This window comes from Chryseobacterium sp. Chry.R1 (genome assembly GCF_039645525.1).
Classification (GTDB): domain Bacteria; phylum Bacteroidota; class Bacteroidia; order Flavobacteriales; family Weeksellaceae; genus Chryseobacterium; species Chryseobacterium proteolyticum.
Genome location: NZ_CP151793.1, coordinates 4,273,877 through 4,295,909 on the forward strand (window position 1 = coordinate 4,273,877; position 22,033 = coordinate 4,295,909).

A 22,033-nucleotide genomic window follows, 5' to 3' on the forward strand; every position below is an offset into this window, starting at 1 on the left:
AAAACATATTATGAAAAATTTATTTCTCGCAGCAGCTTGCGCATCATTCATCGGATTTACTTCTTGCAGTACAATGAAAAATCAAAAGGAAAATACTTCGGTAACTAAAACTTCTACTTTTGTACCAGGAGTTTATAAAGGAAATATCCCTTCAGGAAACTCAAAACAGAATTTTGAAATCACTTTCAAAGATGATAATACTTTCGCTTTGTCTGAAACTTTTCCTGGTAGTACAGCTCCTATGTCAAGTACAGGGACTTGGAAGTATTACAAAGACACCAATAAGGTAATTTTAAAGTATTCAAATATTGCAGACCGTGTAACAACCTTCTCAATTGTCAATGATAAAACAATTCAAATGCATAGCGGAAGTGCATGGACAAAAGAAACAGCAGGAACAGAATATAATCTTGTTCGTCAGTAATACAATAATCTGTTATTAGTTAGATATATCCCCAAAAACATTTTGGGGATTTTTTATGCCATCATATATCATATTATCTCGATTATTCCGATGAGTAGGCTTGAAAAAATTCAATTAATCAAAAGATCAGCTTCATTTTAAAAAGGGTTACCATCAAAAAACAACCCTTTATATATCATTATATCAAATTCTGAACATTATTCTTTTAAAAGTTGAGGTTTATCAATAAGTTTAGCTTGATGAAAAGAAGCTACTATCAAAAGATTGCATTTTTAGGTATACTGCTGCTCATATTATTCATCTTCCAGGAGTATACCAGTAAAGAAAAAGAAAATTTCCCCGAAATAAAGTTTGTGTCGGAGGAAAACGCTTCATTGTATTTAACCGAATTTAATCCTAATGACCTTAACGAAAAACAGTGGCAAAGCCTTGGATTTTCTTCAAAACAGGTATTAACGATACTAAACTATAAGAAAATTGTTGGTGGAGAATTTACTTCTAAAGAACAATTACAAAAATGCTACGCTATTTCCAAGGAGAAATTTTCAGAGATCAGTCCATACATTATGCTCCCAAATGACCATAAGGGTATAAAAAATGATAGATCGGGAGTGCCTGATAAAAAAACAATCACCGTCTCCGGAACATTCAATCCGGATCACCTTTCTGAAAAAGAATGGGAGAATATGGGATTCAGCCCGAGACAGGCCCAAGCGATTTTGAAATACAAAGCTTATCTGGGAGGTAGTTTTGTAAGTAAAGAAAAATTAAAAGCCTGCTTTATAATCAATGATGAAAACTATCAATTATTAGCACCACATCTGCTTTTACCGGAAAAAACACCTGAAAATTTAAAAAACATTTCTAAGAGTACTGAGCAAAAGCCTCGTATTTATCTCCGTTTTTTTGATCCTAATACTTTAAACACAGCAGGATGGCAATCTCTTGGTTTTTCCGAAAAGCAAGCATTAACTATAGTTAATTACAGAGATAGAAATTTAAAGGGACGTTTTAATACCTATCAGGATATTCAGAAATGTTTCGTCATTTCTCAGGAAAAGTTTGAAGAATTAAAACCCTATATTAAAATCAAAGATCAGCAAAATGATGAAAAAAAGAATCCAATCATTCAGCAAAAAACAGATTTCGCATCTACTGATTTAAATCAAATTACTTTTAAACAGCTTCTGGAATTCGGACTTGATGAAAAAAGTGCAGGATCAATTATTGGTTTCAGAAAAAAACTGGGCGGATTCGTTACCAAACAGCAAATCCTGGAAACTTACAATATAGATACAGATCTTGTGCAGAAATTAATTTCAATTTGTAAGCTTGATTCGTCCGGCATCACAAAATATACACTTGTGGACGCGCCGGAAGAATGGTTAAAGAACCATCCTTATTTCAGATACTCTGCAGATAAGATTATTTATTACCGTGTGAGCAATCCCGAAGACAAAAAAATATGGAGGTTTCTGAAATTAAAGCCAGAATATGAGACAAGGATGAAATTATATCTGAAATGATTGAATCTTACTTTCTTATCAATTTAATCTACCGTTTTACTGGAGTCTTCAAGCAACTTGTTCAAAGCGGACAGCTCCTCATCGGTAAGATCTCTCCATTTTCCTACAGGTAAATCCAGCTTGATATTCATGATACGCATCCTTTTAAGTTTTTTCACTTCGTAGCCCAAATATTCACACATTCTGCGAATCTGCCTGTTGAGGCCTTGGGTAAGAACAATTCTGAACGTCATATCATCTACTTTTTCTACTTCACATTTTTTAGTCACGGTATCCAGGATGGGAACTCCATTTCTCATTTTCTCCAAAAATCTCGGATTAATCGGCTTATCGACTCTTACAAGATATTCCTTTTCGTGATTGTTCCTGGCCCTTAAAATTTTGTTAACAATATCCCCGTCACTGGTTAGAAGTATTAGGCCTTCACTAGGTTTGTCCAACCTACCAATCGGAAAAATTCTTTTAGGATGATTGATATAATCTACAATATTGTTTTTTTCTCTTTTTGTATCTGTGGTACAAACAATACCAATTGGTTTATTAAAAGCAATATAAACAGGTTTTTCTTCTGTTTCCCGGATCGGTTTACCGTCTACTTCCACAACATCTTCGTCGGAAATTTTCGTTCCCAATTCAGGAATCTGCCCGTTGATTTTTATTCTCCCTTCTTCCAGTAATTTATCTGCCGCTCTTCTTGAGCAGAAACCAACTTCTGATAAATATTTATTAATCCGTGTCTTTTCCATTAATCGTCTCCGTAACCCGTGTAGTTTTTATTACTAAAAAATGTTATCCCATAACTCAAACCGATAAAAAAAGCATTTGATTTTCCAAAGTTATGATTTTCAAGAACAAGTCCTCCTTCCTGGCTTAATCTTTTCGAATATGACACCTGTTTTCCCAACTTTATTCCCCAGAATTCAGCATTTGAAACAACAGAGTGGTTGATCTGCTTTCCATAATTAATATCAATAAAAAAAGGTTCATCTCCAGGACCAATTATGAATTTAGGCTGGATAACCCAATAAAGCAAATGAAAATTCTTATCCGTAAAACTATATTTTATCCCTGATCCTAAGGCAAAGTTAGGAAGAAAATTATACCCACCGATAACTGTCATTCCAAAAGTAATTTTATTAGGGAGATAAGGAGCTATGTATTGTTGATAATAGGCTGAATCCTTATTTCTGTCATCCTGAATACTATTTCCAAGATTATATCCTAAATTGAGAGTGGGATTAACATAAAAATCCATTTTCGGCTTTTTGTTCTCAACATTTTGAGCGTATGATAGAGTTATCGAAAATAAACTTATGAACAAAAGGAGAGTTTTTTTCATATACTTTCAAATTTAAAATCATTTTCTAAAAACTTTTCTGTACTGTCTTCTATCTTATATTCCCCGATCTTCGTGCGTCTCAGTTGCGTTAAATATGCACCAACACCAAGCTCCTGCCCAATATCATGTGCAAGACTCCGGATATAGGTCCCCTTTGAACATCCTACCGTAAAACTCACAAAAGGAAAATCAATCTGAATATTATTAAGATAAAAAATAGTAGTTTTTCTCGACTTCATCTCTACTTCTTCACCTGCTCTCGCTAGATTATAAGCTCTTTTCCCATCAATTTTTATAGCAGAAAAAACCGGAGGTTTCTGGTCTATTTCTCCAACAAATTTCTGTAAAACTGCTCTTACCCGCTCCTCGGAAACGTTTGAAATATCCTGATGAAGAATTTCAGGTTTTTCAGTATCGTAAGATTCCGTCTGAACCCCTATCTTGATTTCAGTCCAATATTCTTTAGGGGCATCCTGTATTTCAGGAATTTTTTTAGTGAATTTCCCGGTACAGACAATGAGTAAACCTGTTGCTCTAGGATCTAAAGTTCCGGCATGCCCAATCTTAAATTTTTTAGGAAGTTTAAACTCACTTTTGAGTTTATATTTCATTTTATTAACGGCCTGGAAAGAGGTCCAATCCAAAGGTTTATCAAGTAAAAATATATGGCCTGATTGTAATTCTTCGCTAGTCACTTAGTTTCTATTAAATTATTTAAAGCTGATTTTTAGATGTTTGCAGGTAATCATAGATAAGAGTACTATCATTTCTGTATATATAATAAAGGGCAGAACTTCTTTTTTTTGAAATGGAATCACCTTCTTTGATTATTTCATAAAAATTAGAATCAATATAAAATTTTTCTTTGTCGTAAAAGATGATATAGGGCATATTTCTATTTTCAGTATCCAGCCTCTTCTCAACTACACGTCCTTCCTTTCTATATTCTAAATTCTTTTGTAAATGTAACAGCATGATACGACTATAGTCAGAATCACGGTTACATTTTTGGGCAACAAGACCCACCATAGCGGCACCGATCAGCACAAAGATTACAAAATACCTTGTATCAGTAAATACTTTCTCAGCAATTTTATCATTAAATTCCTTACCAAACACTTACTTGAAAAAATAAAAATAAATAAGCAAGGCTACTCCCACAAAAATACGATACCATCCCCAAGGTTTGAAACCATATTTATTAAGGACTCCGATAAAAGCTTTAATAGCAATCAAAGCCACAATAAATGCCACGATATTTCCAATGATAAAAATAGTAAGATGATCTTGTGATGACAAAATCATTTCATATCCTTTCTGAGGATTAGGAGTTTCTTTTCCCCAAGTTTTTACAAAAACTGAATACACAGTAACTGCCAGCATCGTAGGAACAGCAAGGAAAAATGAAAATTCCGCAGCCGCCTTTCGCGTTAATCCCTGTGTCATTCCTCCGATAATAGAAGCAGCACTTCTGCTTGTTCCCGGCATCATTGCAAGACACTGCCAAAAACCTATGGTCACGGCTTTCTTGATAGTGATTCCCTTTTCATCATCAATTGTCGGGTTTTTAAACCAGGTATCTGCAAATAATAAAACGATTCCACCTAAAACCAAAACAGACGAAATAGCGATCTGATTTCCAAGAACAGCTTCAATCTTATCATCAAAAAGATATCCCAAAGCCAAAGCCGGTATTACCGCAAAGGCAAGCTTATAATAGAATTTAATATTATTAAAATCAAAGAACTTTTTCCAATAAGCAACCACCACTGATAAAATAGCACCAAACTGAATAGATACCTGAAACATTTTTAAAAATTCATCTTCCGGCAATCCCATTAAGCTAGCCGTGAAACCCATGTGGGCTGTAGAAGAAATTGGAAGATACTCAGTAAGACCTTCTATAATCGCAATAATAATTGCTTTGAATAAATCCATATGTATAAAATTAAAAGATTAAAAAGCCTGAAATCCGGAATACTCCGAATTTCTCAAACTTCTTAATCTTAAATAAAAAATTATTTTCTTTTTAAAATCGCATATACTTCTATGACGAAACCGATAACTACAAATAATGGAGCTATCCGGATTCTGCGAATAGAGAAGATACCGTCGTTCCATGAGTTCGGATCATATTTTCCATCGACAGTATTAGCGTCGGCACCCATCATCAGCAGAAAACCTACTACAATGAATGCTAATCCAATCAGCATCCATTTAAAGTTTTGTTGTCCGAAATAAAAAGTGTTTTCCTGTGGAGCTTTGGTATCCGTACCAAACTCAGCTGCAGAAAATTTATTTGTTTTTTTGCTCATCTTTTTAAGAGTAATATAAATCGTCAACGTTTGTTCTCAAGAATCTCCAGGTAGCAACAATGGTACTTAAAACAGTAATAAAAATCCCTACCCCGAATACCAATATAACAAGCCAGAAATATTGCTGATTATTCTGAACAAATGCAGACCCGATCTGACTTGTGAAATAATACCATACTCCAAATAGTGCCAGAAGTCCGATAACAGAGCCTATACAACCCAAAATCAAAGCCTCAATAATAAATGGTTTCAGGATAAACCTTCTCTTTGCCCCTACAAGCTGCATGGTCTTAATAATAAATCTTTTGGAGAATATTTTCAGACGGATTGAATTGTTAATCAAGACAACCGCTAAAATAAGGAATAGTATAGAAAAGCCTAAGATCCATTTCAAGATTCTGTTCAGGTTATTATAAACATCTACCATCAGGGTACTGTTATTCTTTACATCTACAATACCGGGAACGGATTTCAGCGTTTTAATAGCCGCATCAATTTTTGCCGGATCCACATACTCCGGTTTTAAGGCAACTTCGATAGATGAAGGGAAGATATTTTCTTCAAAAAGTGCATCACTATCAATTCCCATACTGGCTTTTGCTTCCTTAGCAGCCATCTCTCTTGAAATATAGGTTGCCCTTTTTACGGGGGCTAAAGTCTGTACTTTTTTAAAAGTTTCTTCTTCCAGTTTCGCAATTTTAACAGAATCTTTAGCGTCATAGTTTTCATCAAAGTATGCGTTTACAACCAACTGCTCCTTGATATAGTCAGAATATTTCTGGGCATTAATTAAAATCAATCCCATTAATCCTAACAAAAATAACACTAAGGCAATACTAATTACCACTGTAATATTGCTGGACCTAAGTCTCTTCTTATTAAATTCATCTACAGATTTCGCCATTAATATTAAATTTTTTGGCTAAAATAGAAAAAATCTTCCGAAATTTGGGACGAAAAAAAGAAAATCATTGTTAACAAAATCATAAAAAACTTTGAGTGTAAAAGCAAAAAAACATCTTGGTCAACACTTCCTGACAGATGAAAACATAGCGAGAAAAATTGTAGAAGGCTTAAGCTTTGAAAACTACAATAATATCATGGAGGTTGGTCCGGGAATGGGAGTCCTTACAAAATATCTATTGGAAAAAGACCAATATATTTATCTTGCTGAAATTGATAACGAGTCCATCGAATATTTGAAAAATCATTATTCAAAAATTACAGATAAAAATTTCGTAGGAGATTTTTTAAAGCAGGATTTTGCTTTTATCAATAATGAACAGCTTGCTATTATTGGCAATTTCCCTTATAATATATCTTCGCAGATCCTTTTTAAGATCATAGATCATTACGAGCTAATTCCTGAAATGGTAGGAATGTTCCAGAAGGAAGTTGCAGAAAGAACAGCTGCCGTTCCGAGAACAAAAGACTATGGTATTTTATCTGTTCTTATTCAGGCGTACTATGATGTATCCTATATGTTTACTGTTCATGAAAATGTTTTCAACCCGCCACCAAAGGTAAAATCAGGAGTTATCAGGTTAACCAGAAATCCCAAAGAAGGTTTAGCCGGCAATGAAGTCCTGTTTAAGCAAATTGTAAAGGCAGGATTCAACCAGAGGAGAAAGAAATTATCCAACTCTCTTAAAATACTGAATATTCCTGAAGCATTAAAAACGCATGAATTTTTAGATAAGAGAGCTGAAGAACTCAGCGTTAACGATTTTATTTCTTTTACAAAACAGTGGAAAGAAAACGCATAATAATAAACTAAGAAATAAAGAAATAGGAAAAGCCTTTCAGATATCTGAAAGGCTTTTCAATTTACAATCTATAAATAAATAATTTATTCTCTGTTTTTAAGTAATATCCAACCGGACCAGTTCATCTGGGCTTTTGATTTAGGATATTCAAAGTTAAATTTATACCAGTACGTAGCGGTAGATAATCTCTTTCCTCCTACGGTTCCATCCCAGATCGGATTTTCTTTAGAGAACCTGAACATTTCCACACCATATCTATCATAAATAGATCCGGTAAAGTTATTAAAGTTCTTTAGAGACGACAGGTCAAGAACATCATTGATTCCATCTTCGTTAGGAGTAATAATATTGGAAATCTTTAAAGTAAAGAAGTCAAGTGTTCCCACACAATGTGTTCCCTGTATTCTTACCTGAAGATTATATGTTGTATTATCCAATAACCCCGTAAACACGTTAGAGGCCTGCCATGAAATTCCGTTATCAATAGAATACTCAAGTACTCCCGGAATATTATTAAGCGATGGATTTACCGCTGTGATTGTTAATGTATTATTGCCATAATTTAATCCGGTGATAAAAGGCAGCGTAGCTCCCATCACTTTGACCGTGAATACTTTTGTACAGTATCCATTATCTATAGTAACAGAATAAATACCCAATTGGTCTACAGAAATCGTTTGCGTCGTTTCACCCGTACTCCATAAATAAGTATAATTAGGTCCGGCACCCGCATCCAGTGTAATTCTGTCTCCGATACACATTTCAACATCTTTCAAAGGAGAGGTTATTTCCGGAACTACTTCTACTGTGATTGTAGCAGGCTGCAATGATTTACATCCTTTTGCTCCGATAGCATATACTGTAAACGTTGTAGTATTGAATAAAGTTACGGTTTGTGTATTACCGGTTCCAGGGAAATTATTCCATTGGTAAGTAACTCCGCCAGTAGCCGTAAGGTCTACTGAATCTCCCGGACATATTTTCAGTTTTGTTGAAACAACATGTGCGGTAGGGGTAACCTCTTTTGATAAAGTTAATTTAATCAGCCGGCTACAGAACCCTCCATTAGACACCACAACATATAAAATCTGTCCATCATTACCATTATAATTAAGCGGAGTGGTAATATAATTATCATTTTGCGCTAAAGCATCTGCCTGATTTTCATAAAAATGGAATACCGCATTAGGTGTTGTACTTATTGAAGGCATTGCTGTAGTCAAATCAAATGTTGTAACATCCGGCGTAGAGCATAACAACAGCGTAGCATCATTGGCATTAGGAGTTGTCCCCCCATGAATCTGTATAGATGCTTTCCCCGGACATGGATTTCCCGGAAAAGTAACTTCAATAGTATAGGTTCCCGGCTGTACTGCTGTAATGGTATTGGTTGTTGCTCCAGGCACAATAGCACCGTTGTAGTACCATTGATACGCCATATTGGGATCACTCACTGAAGCTGTCAGTACCTGAGGAACATTATCACAAACATTGATATCTGATGGCAATGTACCTCCATCCGGATCCAATAATTCCACTCCGATATTAAAAGATCCACCTTCTAAAAATACCGCTGAATCATAACTTGTATCGATCGCATCAGCAAGAACCATTTTGAAATGATAGGCCTGTCCTGGAATTACCGTTGCGGTAGCCGTAAGAGGAACGGTTCTACCGTTAAAATTAGTCTCAATATTAGTTGTATTATATCCTCCGAAGAATGTTGGATTAATTGCTCCACAACTCAAAGGGCTCCCATCAAACTGAGTATCCGGGTGAATATTGGTTACACTTACAGGTCCTGCACCACTGGGTAATACCGCCATATTGACGTAAGGTGCTGTACCCGCTACAGGTTTAAGCAACAGCGCAAATGCATCGGAATAACTGCATGGAAAGGATGTTGTATATTCTTCGGAAGCAAATAAATAATTAAATTTCACCTGCGAAGAAGTAGGAACGAAATCAAACTCCAATACAACAGCATCATTTAGGTTCACTGACGGATTGGTAGCAGCTACCAGATCCGGGTCGCTTCCTGTACCGACAAGGTCACTTAAAGGACTCAATACATCTATATAGCTGTTTCCGGTCCTGTTCGCCTTTCCGGTCACAAGTACAATTCCATCTTTAAAAGGAAAGTTTGTGGTACCCTTATGAAAGTAACCCCACGCCCTATTGACATCACTTGCCGGTAAAGAAGGATTTACCTGGACATTTGACACATTGGGAGTAACACATGAGTTTGTTCCTGATGAAATAAGCACGTCTTTTACAAGCTGGGTAATGTTGTAAGCTGACTCATTATATCCCGGTGCATTTACATCGATAAATGCCCCTGCTTTGGCAGCTAAATTAGGTCTTGGCTTAGGAACTTTTCTGGGATTAATACTTTGTGAATGATAAATATTCAGCGAAACTAAAAAAAAAGAAAACAACAGGAGATATCTCTTCATAATATTTTTGTTTCAACAAATTTAAATTATTTTTAAACATACCACATACATATTTAACATTATTATGTTAAAAAAACAAAGCCTTCCAATTATGAAAGGCTTACATTTAAGAGTATATTTTTAAAAATTAATTCCTGTTTTTCAACAATATCCATCCTGTTCGTAATTCTAATTTTTTACTGGCAGGATTCTCCCACTGTACTCTGTACCAATAAGTAGCAGTTGGCAGTGCTAATCCTTTTACTGTTCCATTCCAGGCAGGTTCTAACTTAGTAGCTTTAAAGAGTTCCTGTCCATATCTGTTGAAAATAGAAGCCGCAAAATTATTATATCCGCTTATTCCTGAAAAGTCGATTGTGTCATTCTTTCCATCCGAGTTAGGAGTGATAGCGTTACTGATTACAAAAGTGAAGTAGCTTAATGAGGTACTACATTTGGCATCCTTTACCCTTACCATCAGATTATAATTTGTGTTATTTAGTACATTATTAAATATATTGGAATTCTGCCAGGTAAGCCCTCCGTCAATAGAATACTCCAATGTTCCTCCGGTAGGATTGGTTGCACTTAAAGTCAGCACATGGTTTTCATAAACAATATTGGTGAACTGTGGCAGATTAGGATTTAATAGCTGAGCGGTAAACGCTTTCGAACAGGTTCCATTACTTATGGTAACCGTATAGGTTCCTGTAATATTTGTTGAAATTGTTTGAGTCGTTGCTCCGTTACTCCATATATAAGTGTAATTCGGGCCACTTCCGGCATCCAGGATTCCTGTATCACCGGCACAAACATATACATCCTGTAAGGTAGAGGTAATAGCTGGCACCACTTCAATTGTAATCGTGGCAGGAACCAGTGATGTACATCCGTTCCCTCCCAGCGCATATACTGAGTAAGTTGTTGTAACCGTTGGAGAAACCACCTGGGTATTTCCGTTTCCTGTCAATCCTACCCAATTATAAGTAATCCCTCCGGAAGCTGTTAATGTAACAGATTCTCCGGCACATATTTTTGATTTTGAGGCAGTCACTGATGCAACCGGTGGCCCTACGATCACGGTAACCGTTGCAGGGTTTGTTGAAATACATCCATTAGCTCCTACAGCATATACAGTATAAGTTGTAGTGACTGTCGGAGAAACCGTTTGTGTACTCCCGTTTCCGGTCAGACCCGTCCAGTTATAGCTTACTCCTCCGCCGGCTGTTAAAGTCACCGACTCTCCTACACAAATTTGAGCGTGGGAAGAAGTTAAGGTTGCCGTTGGTGGTGTTTTATTTTCCACCACCGTAACATTGGCTGTGTAGCTACAGTTTACATTTCCAGGCTGTGTTGTATTCTGTACTGTTAATGTATACGTTCCGCCTGCATTAACAACCGGTGTTAATGTATTGGCCCCTGAAACAATATTGCCCCCTGTTGTAGTCCATAATATGGAAGAACCTGCCGGCACGACTGATGCCGATGCGTCCAATGTAATCTGTGTTGTGGTACATGTAATAGTTGGTGGAGTTGCAATCGTTAATGTTGTTTCGGCAGTTTTTAATAGCTGCAGATTGACCACATAACTACATCCGCCATTCTTCACCAGAACATAAACCGTTACATTCCCTGGCGTCGGATAAGCTGTTGGTACCGCAATCGTATTGGCGTTTCCTGCATTAGCGTCCGCTAAATTGGCATAGTAAGCAAAGGTTGCCGTTCCTACCGTTGTAATTTGTGGCTGAGCAGAAGTAAGATCATATGTTAAATTACCTGGTTGATAACATTTAAGCAAAGTAGCATTTTGCACTGCAATAGGTTGGGAAACCTCAATTGTTATACTTGCAGGATTTTGAGAAACACATCCATTTGCTCCAACAGCAGTTACCGTATAAGTGGTGGTAGTGGCTGGTGTTACGGTTTGCGTATTTCCCGTCCCCGGTAATCCCGTCCAATTGTACGTAGTCCCACCGGAAGCAGTTAATGTTACAGTCTCCCCTGCACAGATTAATACTTTAGTTGCCGATACAGCCGTAGTTGGAGGAGCACTATCCCCTACTACAGTAACGGTTGCAGTTGCTGTACACACTACATTTCCGGGCTGGTAGGTATTGGAAATAGTCAATGTGTAAGTTCCGGCCGCATTCACTACAGGAGTTAAAGTGTTTCCTCCGGAAACAATATTTCCACCTGTGGTAGTCCAGTTAAATGTAGATCCTGCAGGATATACAGAAGTCGATGCATTTAATGTTATTTGTGAATTAGCACATGTAAGCGCTGTAGGAGGAGCTATTGTCCCCGTCATTTGAGGGGCTTTGATCAACTGGAGCTGAGCAACTTTTGAACAAAATCCGTTTTTAACCAGAACATAGACCGTCTGTCCTCCAGGACTTGAATATGTTGCCGGTGTTGCTATCGTATTTCCATTTCCGGCATTGGCATCCGCTAAATTGGCATAATAAGCAAATGTAGCTCCTGGAGTTGTACTGATCGATGTTTGAGCAGCCGGTAAATTAAATATTGCATTTCCTGGAGCATAGCAGGCTGTCAACGTTGCATTTTGTACCGTAGGTGAAGTTCCGCCTACGATCGTTACAGTGGCCGTTCCCGGGCATGTATTTCCTGCAAGAAGCACCTGAAGTGTATAAACTCCTGGTTGGGTCGCTGTATAAGTCGCGTTGGTAGCTCCAGCAATAGGATTATTATTCAAGAACCACTGGTAGGAAGCTGTTGCATTCTGGATCGATGCAGTAAGTACCTGAGGAGTATTGTCACACATATTAATAGATGGAGGAAGTGCTACTCCTCCGGGACCTAAAATCTGAACTCCGATATCGAAGGATCCTGCCTCCAAAAAAACAGCAGAATCAAAATTTACGTCCTGATAATCCGCTAAAACCATTTTAAAATGATAGGTTTCACCTGGAATTACCGTTGCTTTTGCTGTTAAAGGAACCGTGCGTCCGTCAAAGTTGGTTTCAACCTGAGGATTATTCATTCCTGCAAAATATTGTGCATTTTTAGGACCACAAGCCAAGCCTGAGGGAATAATATTGGTTACACTTACAGGACCTGCACCATTGGGTAAAACTGCTAAATTAGTATAAGTAGGATCACCGACTTTTTTCAGTAATAAGGCAAAGCCATCTGCGATACTACACGTAAAAGTTCCTGATGGTGAATATTCTTTAGAAGCAAATAAGTATCGAAAAGAAACTTCAGTAGAACTAGGTACAAAGTCAAATTCGATATAAGTAGCATCCCTTAAATTGGCATTATTAACATTCAGGGCTGTTGCTAAGTCAACGTCACCTCCTGAGGGAAGCGGATCACTTAAGACACTTTGAAAGTTATTTCCTGCTTTTCTGGCAAATCCAGTTACAAGGACAATACCTTTTGAAAATGGAAAGTTGGTCCCTGCCTTATTAAAATAACCCCAGCTTCTGTTCTGATCCGTTGTTGGTAGATTAGGAGATACATTTACATTACTTACATTGGCTGTGGTACACGTAGACCCTCCTGCGATAAGAACATCTTTTACCAACTGAGTAATGTTATAGTTAGATTCTGCATATCCGGCTGCATTTACATCAATAAATGCTCCGGCTTTCATACTTTCAGCTGTAGGTTGTTTTAGTTTAATGTTTTGACCCCTGTTCTGGGAGAACACTATATTACCTGCAAGAACTAAAAATAAAGCCAGAAATAAACTTCTCATCCTCCTATTTAACATTTTATATTGTTTTAAACAAAAATACTATTTTTTTTAATTGAAACTCAAATCTATTCAAATTGTATTGTTAATAATGTAAACATATTTATCTTAAAATACTCTTTATAATTTAATAAAACACAAAAAGACTAACGAATCGTTAGTCTTTTTACAAATATGATTAATATTTTATTCAAAATTCTTCAGGAGGATCCAGCCGGTTTTCACTGCTTTTTCCTTACTGGCAGGATCTTCAAAAGTCACCTGATACCAATATGATGCAGTAGGTAAACGCTTGCCCTGGAAATATCCATCCCAATAAGGCCTTACTTTTTCGGCTTTATATACTTCTCGCCCGTAGCGATCAAAGATACTTGCAGTAAAATCTTTATACTCATTGATTCCTCTAAAATCGATGATATCGTTTACATTATCTCCGTTAGGAGTAATTACATTTTTCATCATAAATGTAAAGTATTCAAGAAACCCTACACAACTGGTATTCTTCACACGAACCCTGATCGATATCAGCTTATTTTTTGGAACATTATTGAATATATTGGAAGGCTGCCATGTTAATCCATTATCAATAGAATATTCTAAAATTCCGTTACTCGGATTACTTGCGGTAATAACCATCGTACCACTGGAGTTATAATCCACTTTAATGACAGTTGGTATCACTGCTTTAATTACCTGTGTTGTAAATACCTTAGAACAAACACCATTGTCGATAGTAACGGTGTACGTACCGTTTGTTGCTACAGTAATCGTTTGTGTTGTTGCTCCTGTATTCCAGGTATAAGTATAGTTAGGACCAGCTCCGGCATCTAACGTAATCTGATCTCCGGTACAGATCATTCCTCCGGTAAGATTAGAGGTAATAGCCGGAACCACTTCTACTGTTACCGTAGCCGGTTGTAATGATTTACAACCCTGCACCCCAATCGCATATACGGTATACGTAGTCGTCTGAGTTGGACTTACTGTTCTTGTAGGTCCGTTTGTTGAAACGTCACTCCATTGGTATGTGGCACCACCAGAAGCTGTTAAAAGAACAGATTCACCGGAACAGATTTTCATTTTTGAAGAAATCAGCTGTGCTACAGGAGTCGCTTCTTTTCTCAATGTCAACTTTACCATTTTGCTACAAAATGCACCATTAGAAACTACTACATACAAAATTTGTCCGTCAGTCCCGTCGTAGCTGGCTAGGTTGTTTATGAAATTATTATTTTGGGCAACTGCGTCTGCCTGATTTACATAAAAGTGAAACACAGCTCCCGCAGTAGTACTGATCAATGGCATTGCTGTATTTAAATCAAAGTTTAAAGCATTTGGCGTCGTACAAATCTTAAGCACTGCATCATGTGCTGTAGGAGTTGTTCCTCCAACAATCGTAATAGTTGCTGATCCTGGACACTGATTTCCAGGTACCGAAACTTTTACCTCATAAACGCCAGGCTGTGTCGCCACATACTGAATGTTGGTAGCTCCCGGAATCGGAACGCCATCTTTAAACCACTGAAAGGTCATTCCCGGTACTGTAACTACCTGTGCTTTTAATATCTGTGGAGTATTATCACACATGTTTACCGTGCCCGGTAAAACCGTACCATTTCCATCTACAATTTTAATTCCTATATCAAAGGATCCACCTTCTAAAAAAACAGCTGAATCTAAACTTTGATCATTGTAGTCTGATAAAACCATTTTAAAATGATAAGCAACACCAGGCGTTACATCGGCAATGGCTGTTAAAGGAATGGTTCTTCCGTTATAGTTTGTTTCTATATTTGAAGTATTATAACCCGCAAAATAAGAGTCGTTAAGAGCTCCGCAAGTTAATGGAGACCCATTATCCTGGTTTGCAGGACGTATATTCGTTACACTTACTGCACCTGCTGTTCCCGGAAGTACAGCGACATTCACGTAAGGTCCACCTGCTACAGGTTTTATCAATAATGCAAACGCATCAGAATAATTACACGGATAACCTCCTGTATATTCTTCAGAAGCAAATAAATAATTAAATTTTACCTGATTGGAGTTGGGTACGAAATCAAATTCCAATGCAACTGCATCCCGTTGGTTACTCAGGTTAGTTCCTGTAGCAGCTGCAAGGTCAGCATCACCCTGCATAGAAATGCTTCCGGATAAGCTTCCGCTTACCAGAGAGTTCCCGGCCTGTCTTGCATAACCCGTAGTAAGTACAATTCCGTCTTTGAAAGGAAAATTGGTAGTAGCTCTGTGAAAATACCCCCAAAACCTGTCATTGTTTGCAACATCATGATTCGGGCTTACTGTAACATTCGTCACATTCGGAGTTGAGCAGTTTGTACCTCCGTTAATCAGGATGTCTGTTACAAGCTGTGTGGGAGTAAAAGCAGATGGAGCATACGAGGCAACATTTACATCAATAAATGCTCCTGCCTTCAGACTTGCTGCCGTACTTTTTTCCTTTTGTGGCTTTCTTTGAGGCAGTTTCCCTACATTTTGGGAAAACGAAAAGAGCGGGGCTAATAGCAATATTAAAAAGAAAAAGTAGTTTTTTAGTCTATAATTTAACATTTTGGTATTGTTTGTTCAAAAATAGCAAAAATAAACATATGATGTTAATATTTTACGAATCAAAAGCAGTAATTAGATAAAATAAATACTAAAAAAATAATTCACTGAAATTAAACAATAACAGTATCCGTATTTGGAAATAAAATATTTAATATTTCGCTCAAAATCAGAAAAATTAAAATTTAAATAAAAATAAGACTTATAAAAAAGAGTTTCACACACTCAAGAAGTATATTGTATCTATATTGAACCATCTTTTTTTAGATCATCAATTTCATTCTGAAGCCTTAATATCTGATCTTTTAAAGCTTTTATCTCGTTCTTGTTGGAATTCACACTGCTTTTCAATATCACTTTTTTTGCCCGTTCATTGTGATCTTCATCGTCCTCATCCTCATTGATCTCCTCAATATCTTCCTGAATATCTTCAATATCTTCGTTAATTTCTTCGATATCCTCACTGATCTCTTCGATATCTTCGCTGATTTCCTCTATATCTTCACTGATCTCTTCAATGTCTTCCTGAATATCCTCAATGTCTTCCTGGATATCTTCGATCTTTTCGTGGCTCCTGTTAACAGACATCTGAATGAAGATTGCCAGGTAAATGGCTTCCAATGAAACTACGGTAGTAAGGATAAGAAGCATTTTATCAAATTCTACAATATGAAGTAAAGGCAGCAGAAATGAAATAATAAAAAATAAGGTATGGGCTATAAGGGATGGAATAGAACCAATCCACCACGTAATTCCATTAGCAATCCTTTCAAGAACTTCTGTTTTTTCAGTGTTTGATTTCATTATTTCCTCTTTATAAAAATTCTTTACTAACTCCTAATCCAAATAATGCAAAATCATATTTTGCAGGATCCTTATCATCAAACTGCCTGATTACCTGATCGAGCTCTTCTACTGTTTTCCAGTCGTTCTGAGTTCTTGTAATCAGACTAAGCTTTCTCGAAATGTTCCCGGTATGAACATCCAGCGGAATCGACAGGTATTTCGGGTCTATATTTTCCCAGATACCAAAGTCTACACTTCGTTTATCTTTTCTAACCATCCACCGTAAGAACATAATGATTCTTTTGGAAGATGAATTTTTGTAAGGTGAGCTCACATGCTTATGGCTTCTGTGTTTAGATGTTTCTAAGAAAGAAGTCCTGAACCTTTCAATAGCATGCAAAAAATTAAATTCGGAATCTTTGATCAGGAAAAGATTTTCCAGGCTTTCATTTTCTCTGTAAACCTTATTAAATTGCTGTATAAAATAAGTAAAGTCTTCCCCGTTAAAAGTTCTGTGGATACTTTTGTCCCGAATCGAATCCAGATCTTTTTCTGAAAAATTCATAACAAAATCGTATGGAGAGTTCCCCATGATATCCAGCATTTTTTCTGCAGAACGGATAATAGATTTTCTGTTTCCCCACGATATGGTTGCAGCCAGGAAACCTGCAATCTCAATATCCTGCTTTAAGGAAAAACGATGGGGAATCTGGATCGGATCATCTTCAATAAAATCATAGTTATTATACTGATCCGATTTTTCATTCAAAAAATCTCTTAACTCTTCAAAATTCATAACTTCATCTAAATTTTCACACTTTCCAATGCTTTCGGCAGGAATGTATTAGGAAAAACAGTTCTTGCCTCATCGGTAAATACGGTCAGATCTCCATATCTGTTGGAAAAATGCCCAAGAATAAGTTTACCTACCTCCGCTTTCTGTGCTATCGTAGCTGCTTCCAAAGCCGTAGCATGTCCGGTATAATCCGCCATTTCCTTTAAATCATGTAAAAAGGTTGATTCATGATACAAAACAGTAACATTCTTTATAATAGGAATCACAGATTCCAGATATCTTGTATCACTACAAAAAGCATACGAAACCGATGGCATAGGATCCACTGTTAGGATTTCGTTTTTCAGAACATATCCGTCACTAAGCACAAAGTCCTTCCCTGCTTTTATATTATGATAATCACATACTTCAATTTCATTGTACTTGGCTATCTCCTTCATATTGATATGTCTGTCCTTCGGCTTTTCCCTAAAAAGATAACCGCTACAGTAAATCCTGTGATCCAAAGGAATTGTAAACACCTCTACTCTATTGTCCTCATAGATCTTTTCGGAATAATCCTTGTCCAGCTCGTGATAAATAACTTCAAATCCACGATGGGTTTCCGTAATGGTAAAAATGGTTTCCAGCATTTTTTTAATCCCCTTAGGACCATACACGTGTAAAGGAGTTTCCCTGCCCAGCAAACGGAAAGAAGCAATAAGTCCCGGTAACCCGAAACAATGATCCCCATGAAGATGGGAAATAAAAATATGATTAATCTTTGAAAACCTTGCTTTGGCTTTTCTCAACTGAACCTGTGTACCTTCTCCACAATCGATCAGGAAATGTCTTTCTTCCATTTCAAGCAACTGTGCCGTTGGAGAGGTATTAATCGTAGGAATTGCTGAATTAAAGCCTAATATCGTTAAATAAGTACTCAAATCAATAGTTTATTATAGCAAATGTACGACAGAAATTTTGGATATGCCTGTTTCTAAAACTATTATTGATATTCACCAGCAACTTTAAGATGATCCAGAAACAAATCCAAAGCCTGTTTCCGGTGGCTGATCTTATTTTTGTCTTCAGGGTTCATTTCAGCAAATGTTCTTTCATGTCCTTCCGGAACAAAAATCGGATCATATCCAAATCCCTTATGTCCTTTATTCTCTGTCAACAGATTTCCGTAAGCCCTCCCTTCAAAATATTGAGCTCCGTTTTCATCATAATAACATAAGACTGTGATAAAATAAGCTTTTCTGTTTTCAACACCTTCCATTTCGCCTAAAACTTTTTCTATATTTTTTGCAAAATCATGATCTCCTGCATAACGTGCCGAAAAAATCCCAGGACGACCGTCCAAAGATTCCACAACCAATCCGCTGTCATCTCCAAGACTTGGAATCCCTGTCTTTTCAAAACAATATTTTGCCTTGATAAGGGCATTGGCATTAAAAGAGTCTCCATCCTCTATAATCTCCTCGTGGATGTCGTAATCCGTAAGACTTTTGACGGTATAACCTCCTCCTAATATTTGTTGAATTTCTTCCTTTTTATGTTGATTGTGCGTTGCAACTAGTAATTCCATATCCTTTTCATTTTTTTAATTAAATTTCAGCGTAATGTACCTTGTATTTTTTCATAAAAAGATAGTAAAACAGAGAAAAAAGTACAATTCCTACTGCCAGCAATATCCATTCAGAAATTTTAAATGCTTCTGAAAAACTTTCATTTTTTGTATACGTAATCAATAATGATGAACATAAGTTATTAAAACCATGCAGCAACATCGGCAATAAAAGCGACTTTGTCCTTTCATAAACAATCCCTAAAACGCAGCCCAGCAGAACTGCTCCCACAAACTGCCATGGATTCCCATGCACCAGTCCGAAAATAATGGAAGCATACAAGATCGCTTTCCAGGGTTTTACTCCTTTATTGATAAGTCCTTTCTGAATAATTCCTCTAAAAATAATTTCTTCAAAGATCGGAGCCATAATCACAGCCGTTATGATCATAACGACAGGATCATCTGTCAGCTGATTCATCAACTCACTGAAAAACTCATAATATTTCCCGAAAAAAGGCCCGGTTACAGGAATCTGAGAGGTTATAAACTCAGAAATAAACATCATCCCTATCATCATTGGAAAAATCAGAAGATAGGTATAGAAATTGGTAGGAGAAAAATTGAAATTCAGCTTTTGTTTTGTGGTAGGCCTAACAATGAAAAAATCAAAAAAAGCAATTGCCGTTAAAAATCCTGCCGCATTGGATAACATAAAAAACCAATCTTTGAGCTGCAGGTTTTCTTTAAAAATCAGCATCCAAAAGAAGTTCAGAAAAGTGACGAACATGGTTCCCACAAATAATCCTCCTAATAAAACAACGCCACCGATCCATGTAAAAGTATAGTTTGGATATCTGCTGTTTTTCATGTTTTCCTTTGTAATAATTAATGAACAAAGGTAATTTTTTTGAAGGCCTTAAACAACAAAAAAAGAAAATTCTTAGGGCTGTTTAAATTCCGGAAAGTGATTCGGTTCCGACATTCCGGTTATCCTTTGATTCCGAATATACCGGGGAGTTTTCTTTTTGTTTTGTAATTTATTTGACAGCGTCATAAAAAATCACGATTTTTGCAACTTCAAAATACACTATGTCAGACTTAATCAAAGAAATACAAAAAAGAAAAACATTTGGGATTATTTCTCACCCTGATGCCGGAAAAACAACCTTGACGGAAAAGTTACTTCTTTTCGGGGGAGCTATTCAGGAAGCTGGTGCAGTAAAATCCAACAAGATAAAAAAAGGAGCTACCTCCGACTTTATGGAAATTGAAAGACAGAGAGGGATCTCTGTTGCCACTTCCGTATTGGCTTTTGAATACAAAGGGCACAAAATAAACATTCTGGATACTCCCGGGCATAAGGATTTTGCCGAAGACACGTATAGAACATTAACTGCAGTTGATTCCGTAATCGTCGTGATAGACGTGGCAAAAGGAGTTGAGGAACAAACAGAAAAACTGGTTCAGGTTTGTAGAATGAGAAACATCCCGATGCTGGTTTTCATTAATAAACTGGACCGTGAAGGTAAGGATGCTTTTGACTTGTTAGATGAAGTTGAACAAAAACTGGGTCTTAGTGTAGTCCCTCTTTCCCTGCCAATTGGAATGGGTAGTGACTTCCAGGGTATTTATAATATCTGGGAAAACAATATCCAGTTATTTCTGGAGGAAAAAAAGCAAAAGGTTGGTGAGACGGTTAAATTTGATGATATCAACGATCCTGCCATCGATGAACTGATCGGGGAAAAAGCGGCTAAAACTTTACGTGATGAGCTGGAACTAGTGCAATCCGTTTACCCGGAATTCAGTCGTGAAGATTATATGAAAGGTGATTTACAGCCGGTTTTCTTTGGATCTGCTTTGAACAACTTTGGGGTACGTGAATTATTGGATGCTTTTATAGAAATTGCACCGATGCCTCAACCTAAAGAAAGCGATACCCGAATTGTAAAACCTGAGGAAAATAATTTTACAGGATTCGTTTTCAAAATCCATGCTAATATGGATCCTAAACACAGAGACCGCCTGGCATTCGTTAAAATTGTATCCGGAACTTTTAAAAGAAATGAAAATTACTTATTAGTAAGAGAAGGTAAAAAAATGAAATTCTCATCTCCTAATGCTTTCTTTGCAGATAAAAAAGAAGTAGTAGATGAAAGTTTCCCTGGTGATATTGTAGGATTACACGATACAGGAAGTTTCAGGATTGGTGATACATTAACCGGTGGAGAAAAATTGAGCTTTAAAGGAATACCTAGTTTCTCTCCTGAACATTTCCGTTATATCAATAATAACGACCCACTTAAAGCTAAGCAATTGGCTAAAGGTATCGATCAGCTAATGGACGAAGGGGTTGCTCAGTTATTTACCCTTGAAATGAATAACCGAAAAATAATCGGAACGGTAGGTGCGCTTCAGTATGAAGTTATTCAATACCGTCTTGAGCATGAATACGGAGCAAAATGTACGTACGAACCTCTTTCTATGCACAAAGCATGTTGGGTGGAAGCAGATGAGAAATCTGAGGAATTTAAAGAATTTGCAAGGCTGAAACAGAGATTCCTGGCAAGAGATAAGTATAACCAGCTTGTATTTTTAGCGGATTCTTCGTTTACCATCCATATGACTCAGGAGAAATTCCCGAATGTCAAACTCCATTTCATCAGTGAGTTCAGTCAACAATAAAAAATTGTTACCCAATAATTTAAAACCGTTCAGTAGATACTGAGCGGTTTTTTTTGTACAAAATCTATAAAACAAAAGCATTCCCCATTTGTAAAATAGTTTTACAAACAATACAAATGCCTCATT

General features: G+C 36.8%; 19 protein-coding genes. 4 read left to right on the forward strand and 15 right to left on the reverse strand.

All coding sequences use genetic code 11. From position 1 onward, the window contains the following. Positions 1-10 precede the first annotated feature (10 nt). Positions 11-424, forward strand: coding sequence for a copper resistance protein NlpE N-terminal domain-containing protein (locus AAEU33_RS19070; RefSeq protein WP_345989693.1), 414 nt, complete (start codon positions 11-13; stop codon positions 422-424). 239 nt (positions 425-663) lie between these two features. Continuing rightward, entirely contained in the window at positions 664-1,950 is a 1,287-nt protein-coding gene (locus AAEU33_RS19075) for a hypothetical protein (protein ID WP_345989694.1), read from the forward strand. Between the two features lie 23 nt (positions 1,951-1,973). Here the strand turns inward: AAEU33_RS19075 and rluF are convergent, their stop codons facing one another. The 7 genes from rluF to AAEU33_RS19110 form a co-directional block, all read right to left on the reverse strand. Continuing rightward, positions 1,974-2,696 (reverse strand): 23S rRNA pseudouridine(2604) synthase RluF, encoded by a 723-nt coding sequence (gene rluF / locus AAEU33_RS19080; RefSeq protein ID WP_172277423.1) that lies wholly within the window; start codon positions 2,694-2,696, stop codon positions 1,974-1,976. Then, entirely contained in the window at positions 2,696-3,205 is a 510-nt protein-coding gene (locus AAEU33_RS19085; RefSeq protein WP_345989696.1) for a hypothetical protein, read from the reverse strand. The genes rluF and AAEU33_RS19085 overlap by 1 nt, the downstream gene beginning before the upstream one ends. An 80-nt stretch (positions 3,206-3,285) precedes the next feature. Continuing rightward, positions 3,286-3,984 carry a tRNA pseudouridine(55) synthase TruB gene (gene truB, locus AAEU33_RS19090; protein WP_345989698.1) on the reverse strand — a complete coding sequence of 233 codons (699 nt, stop codon included), beginning with the start codon at positions 3,982-3,984 and terminating at the stop codon, positions 3,286-3,288. Positions 3,985-4,003: 19 nt separating this feature from the next. Next, positions 4,004-4,408 carry a hypothetical protein gene (locus AAEU33_RS19095; protein WP_345989699.1) on the reverse strand — a complete coding sequence of 135 codons (405 nt, stop codon included), beginning with the start codon at positions 4,406-4,408 and terminating at the stop codon, positions 4,004-4,006. Further along, the gene (locus AAEU33_RS19100; protein WP_345989701.1) at positions 4,409-5,227 is read right to left on the reverse strand and encodes an undecaprenyl-diphosphate phosphatase; all 819 of its coding nucleotides are present in this window, start codon (positions 5,225-5,227) and stop codon (positions 4,409-4,411) included. Between the two features lie 80 nt (positions 5,228-5,307). Next, positions 5,308-5,604, reverse strand: coding sequence for a DUF3098 domain-containing protein (locus tag AAEU33_RS19105; RefSeq protein WP_034686639.1), 297 nt, complete (start codon positions 5,602-5,604; stop codon positions 5,308-5,310). 4 nt (positions 5,605-5,608) lie between these two features. After that, on the reverse strand, positions 5,609-6,508 hold the full coding sequence (locus AAEU33_RS19110) for a permease-like cell division protein FtsX (protein ID WP_345989703.1): 900 nt from the start codon (positions 6,506-6,508) through the stop codon (positions 5,609-5,611). Between the two features lie 91 nt (positions 6,509-6,599). Here AAEU33_RS19110 and rsmA point away from each other — a divergent pair, with 91 nt between their 5' ends. Continuing rightward, the gene (gene rsmA, locus AAEU33_RS19115; RefSeq protein WP_273647395.1) at positions 6,600-7,370 is read left to right on the forward strand and encodes a 16S rRNA (adenine(1518)-N(6)/adenine(1519)-N(6))-dimethyltransferase RsmA; all 771 of its coding nucleotides are present in this window, start codon (positions 6,600-6,602) and stop codon (positions 7,368-7,370) included. Positions 7,371-7,453: 83 nt separating this feature from the next. Here the strand turns inward: rsmA and AAEU33_RS19120 are convergent, their stop codons facing one another. The 8 genes from AAEU33_RS19120 to AAEU33_RS19155 all read right to left on the reverse strand — a co-directional run bounded on the left by AAEU33_RS19120 (position 7,454) and on the right by AAEU33_RS19155 (position 20,090). Next, the gene (locus tag AAEU33_RS19120; protein ID WP_273647394.1) at positions 7,454-9,826 is read right to left on the reverse strand and encodes a choice-of-anchor L domain-containing protein; all 2,373 of its coding nucleotides are present in this window, start codon (positions 9,824-9,826) and stop codon (positions 7,454-7,456) included. A 127-nt stretch (positions 9,827-9,953) separates the two neighbouring features. After that, positions 9,954-13,526, reverse strand: a complete 3,573-nt coding sequence (locus AAEU33_RS19125; RefSeq protein WP_345989705.1) for a choice-of-anchor L domain-containing protein — start codon at positions 13,524-13,526, stop codon at positions 9,954-9,956. A 183-nt stretch (positions 13,527-13,709) separates the two neighbouring features. Then, positions 13,710-16,091: a choice-of-anchor L domain-containing protein gene (locus AAEU33_RS19130; protein WP_345989706.1), complete on the reverse strand. Its 2,382-nt coding sequence runs from the start codon at positions 16,089-16,091 to the stop codon at positions 13,710-13,712. 240 nt (positions 16,092-16,331) lie between these two features. Continuing rightward, entirely contained in the window at positions 16,332-16,892 is a 561-nt protein-coding gene (locus AAEU33_RS19135) for a DUF1003 domain-containing protein (RefSeq protein WP_172277396.1), read from the reverse strand. 10 nt (positions 16,893-16,902) lie between these two features. Next, a complete protein-coding gene (locus AAEU33_RS19140; protein WP_273647390.1) occupies positions 16,903-17,670 on the reverse strand; it encodes a TIGR02757 family protein in 768 nt (255 codons plus the stop codon). Positions 17,671-17,678: 8 nt separating this feature from the next. Then, on the reverse strand, positions 17,679-18,593 hold the full coding sequence (locus AAEU33_RS19145) for a ribonuclease Z (protein WP_345989708.1): 915 nt from the start codon (positions 18,591-18,593) through the stop codon (positions 17,679-17,681). A gap of 62 nt (positions 18,594-18,655) precedes the next feature. After that, on the reverse strand, positions 18,656-19,240 hold the full coding sequence (gene rdgB / locus AAEU33_RS19150; RefSeq protein WP_345989710.1) for an RdgB/HAM1 family non-canonical purine NTP pyrophosphatase: 585 nt from the start codon (positions 19,238-19,240) through the stop codon (positions 18,656-18,658). Between the two features lie 19 nt (positions 19,241-19,259). Beyond that, positions 19,260-20,090, reverse strand: coding sequence for a type II CAAX endopeptidase family protein (locus AAEU33_RS19155; protein ID WP_345989711.1), 831 nt, complete (start codon positions 20,088-20,090; stop codon positions 19,260-19,262). Between the two features lie 221 nt (positions 20,091-20,311). Between AAEU33_RS19155 and AAEU33_RS19160 the strand changes: the two genes are divergently transcribed. Then, complete coding sequence (locus AAEU33_RS19160; protein ID WP_172277381.1) at positions 20,312-21,907, forward strand: peptide chain release factor 3; 1,596 nt, start codon at positions 20,312-20,314, stop codon at positions 21,905-21,907. Positions 21,908-22,033: the final 126 nt, after the last annotated feature.

What these genes read in the sequence shown, in the direction of transcription:
- AAEU33_RS19070 (WP_345989693.1), top strand. Translation starts at nt 11, where the DNA reads ATGAAAAATTTATTTCTCGCAGCAGCTTGCGCATCATTCATCGGATTT.
- AAEU33_RS19075 (WP_345989694.1), top strand. Translation starts at nt 664, where the DNA reads ATGAAAAGAAGCTACTATCAAAAGATTGCATTTTTAGGTATACTGCTG.
- rluF (WP_172277423.1), bottom strand. Translation starts at nt 2,696, where the DNA reads ATGGAAAAGACACGGATTAATAAATATTTATCAGAAGTTGGTTTCTGC.
- AAEU33_RS19085 (WP_345989696.1), bottom strand. Translation starts at nt 3,205, where the DNA reads ATGGATTTTTATGTTAATCCCACTCTCAATTTAGGATATAATCTTGGA.
- AAEU33_RS19100 (WP_345989701.1), bottom strand. Translation starts at nt 5,227, where the DNA reads ATGGATTTATTCAAAGCAATTATTATTGCGATTATAGAAGGTCTTACT.
- AAEU33_RS19105 (WP_034686639.1), bottom strand. Translation starts at nt 5,604, where the DNA reads ATGAGCAAAAAAACAAATAAATTTTCTGCAGCTGAGTTTGGTACGGAT.
- AAEU33_RS19110 (WP_345989703.1), bottom strand. Translation starts at nt 6,508, where the DNA reads ATGGCGAAATCTGTAGATGAATTTAATAAGAAGAGACTTAGGTCCAGC.
- AAEU33_RS19120 (WP_273647394.1), bottom strand. Translation starts at nt 9,826, where the DNA reads ATGAAGAGATATCTCCTGTTGTTTTCTTTTTTTTTAGTTTCGCTGAAT.
- AAEU33_RS19125 (WP_345989705.1), bottom strand. Translation starts at nt 13,526, where the DNA reads ATGAGAAGTTTATTTCTGGCTTTATTTTTAGTTCTTGCAGGTAATATA.
- AAEU33_RS19130 (WP_345989706.1), bottom strand. Translation starts at nt 16,091, where the DNA reads ATGTTAAATTATAGACTAAAAAACTACTTTTTCTTTTTAATATTGCTA.
- AAEU33_RS19135 (WP_172277396.1), bottom strand. Translation starts at nt 16,892, where the DNA reads ATGAAATCAAACACTGAAAAAACAGAAGTTCTTGAAAGGATTGCTAAT.
- AAEU33_RS19140 (WP_273647390.1), bottom strand. Translation starts at nt 17,670, where the DNA reads ATGAATTTTGAAGAGTTAAGAGATTTTTTGAATGAAAAATCGGATCAG.
- rdgB (WP_345989710.1), bottom strand. Translation starts at nt 19,240, where the DNA reads ATGGAATTACTAGTTGCAACGCACAATCAACATAAAAAGGAAGAAATT.
- AAEU33_RS19155 (WP_345989711.1), bottom strand. Translation starts at nt 20,090, where the DNA reads ATGAAAAACAGCAGATATCCAAACTATACTTTTACATGGATCGGTGGC.
- AAEU33_RS19160 (WP_172277381.1), top strand. Translation starts at nt 20,312, where the DNA reads ATGTCAGACTTAATCAAAGAAATACAAAAAAGAAAAACATTTGGGATT.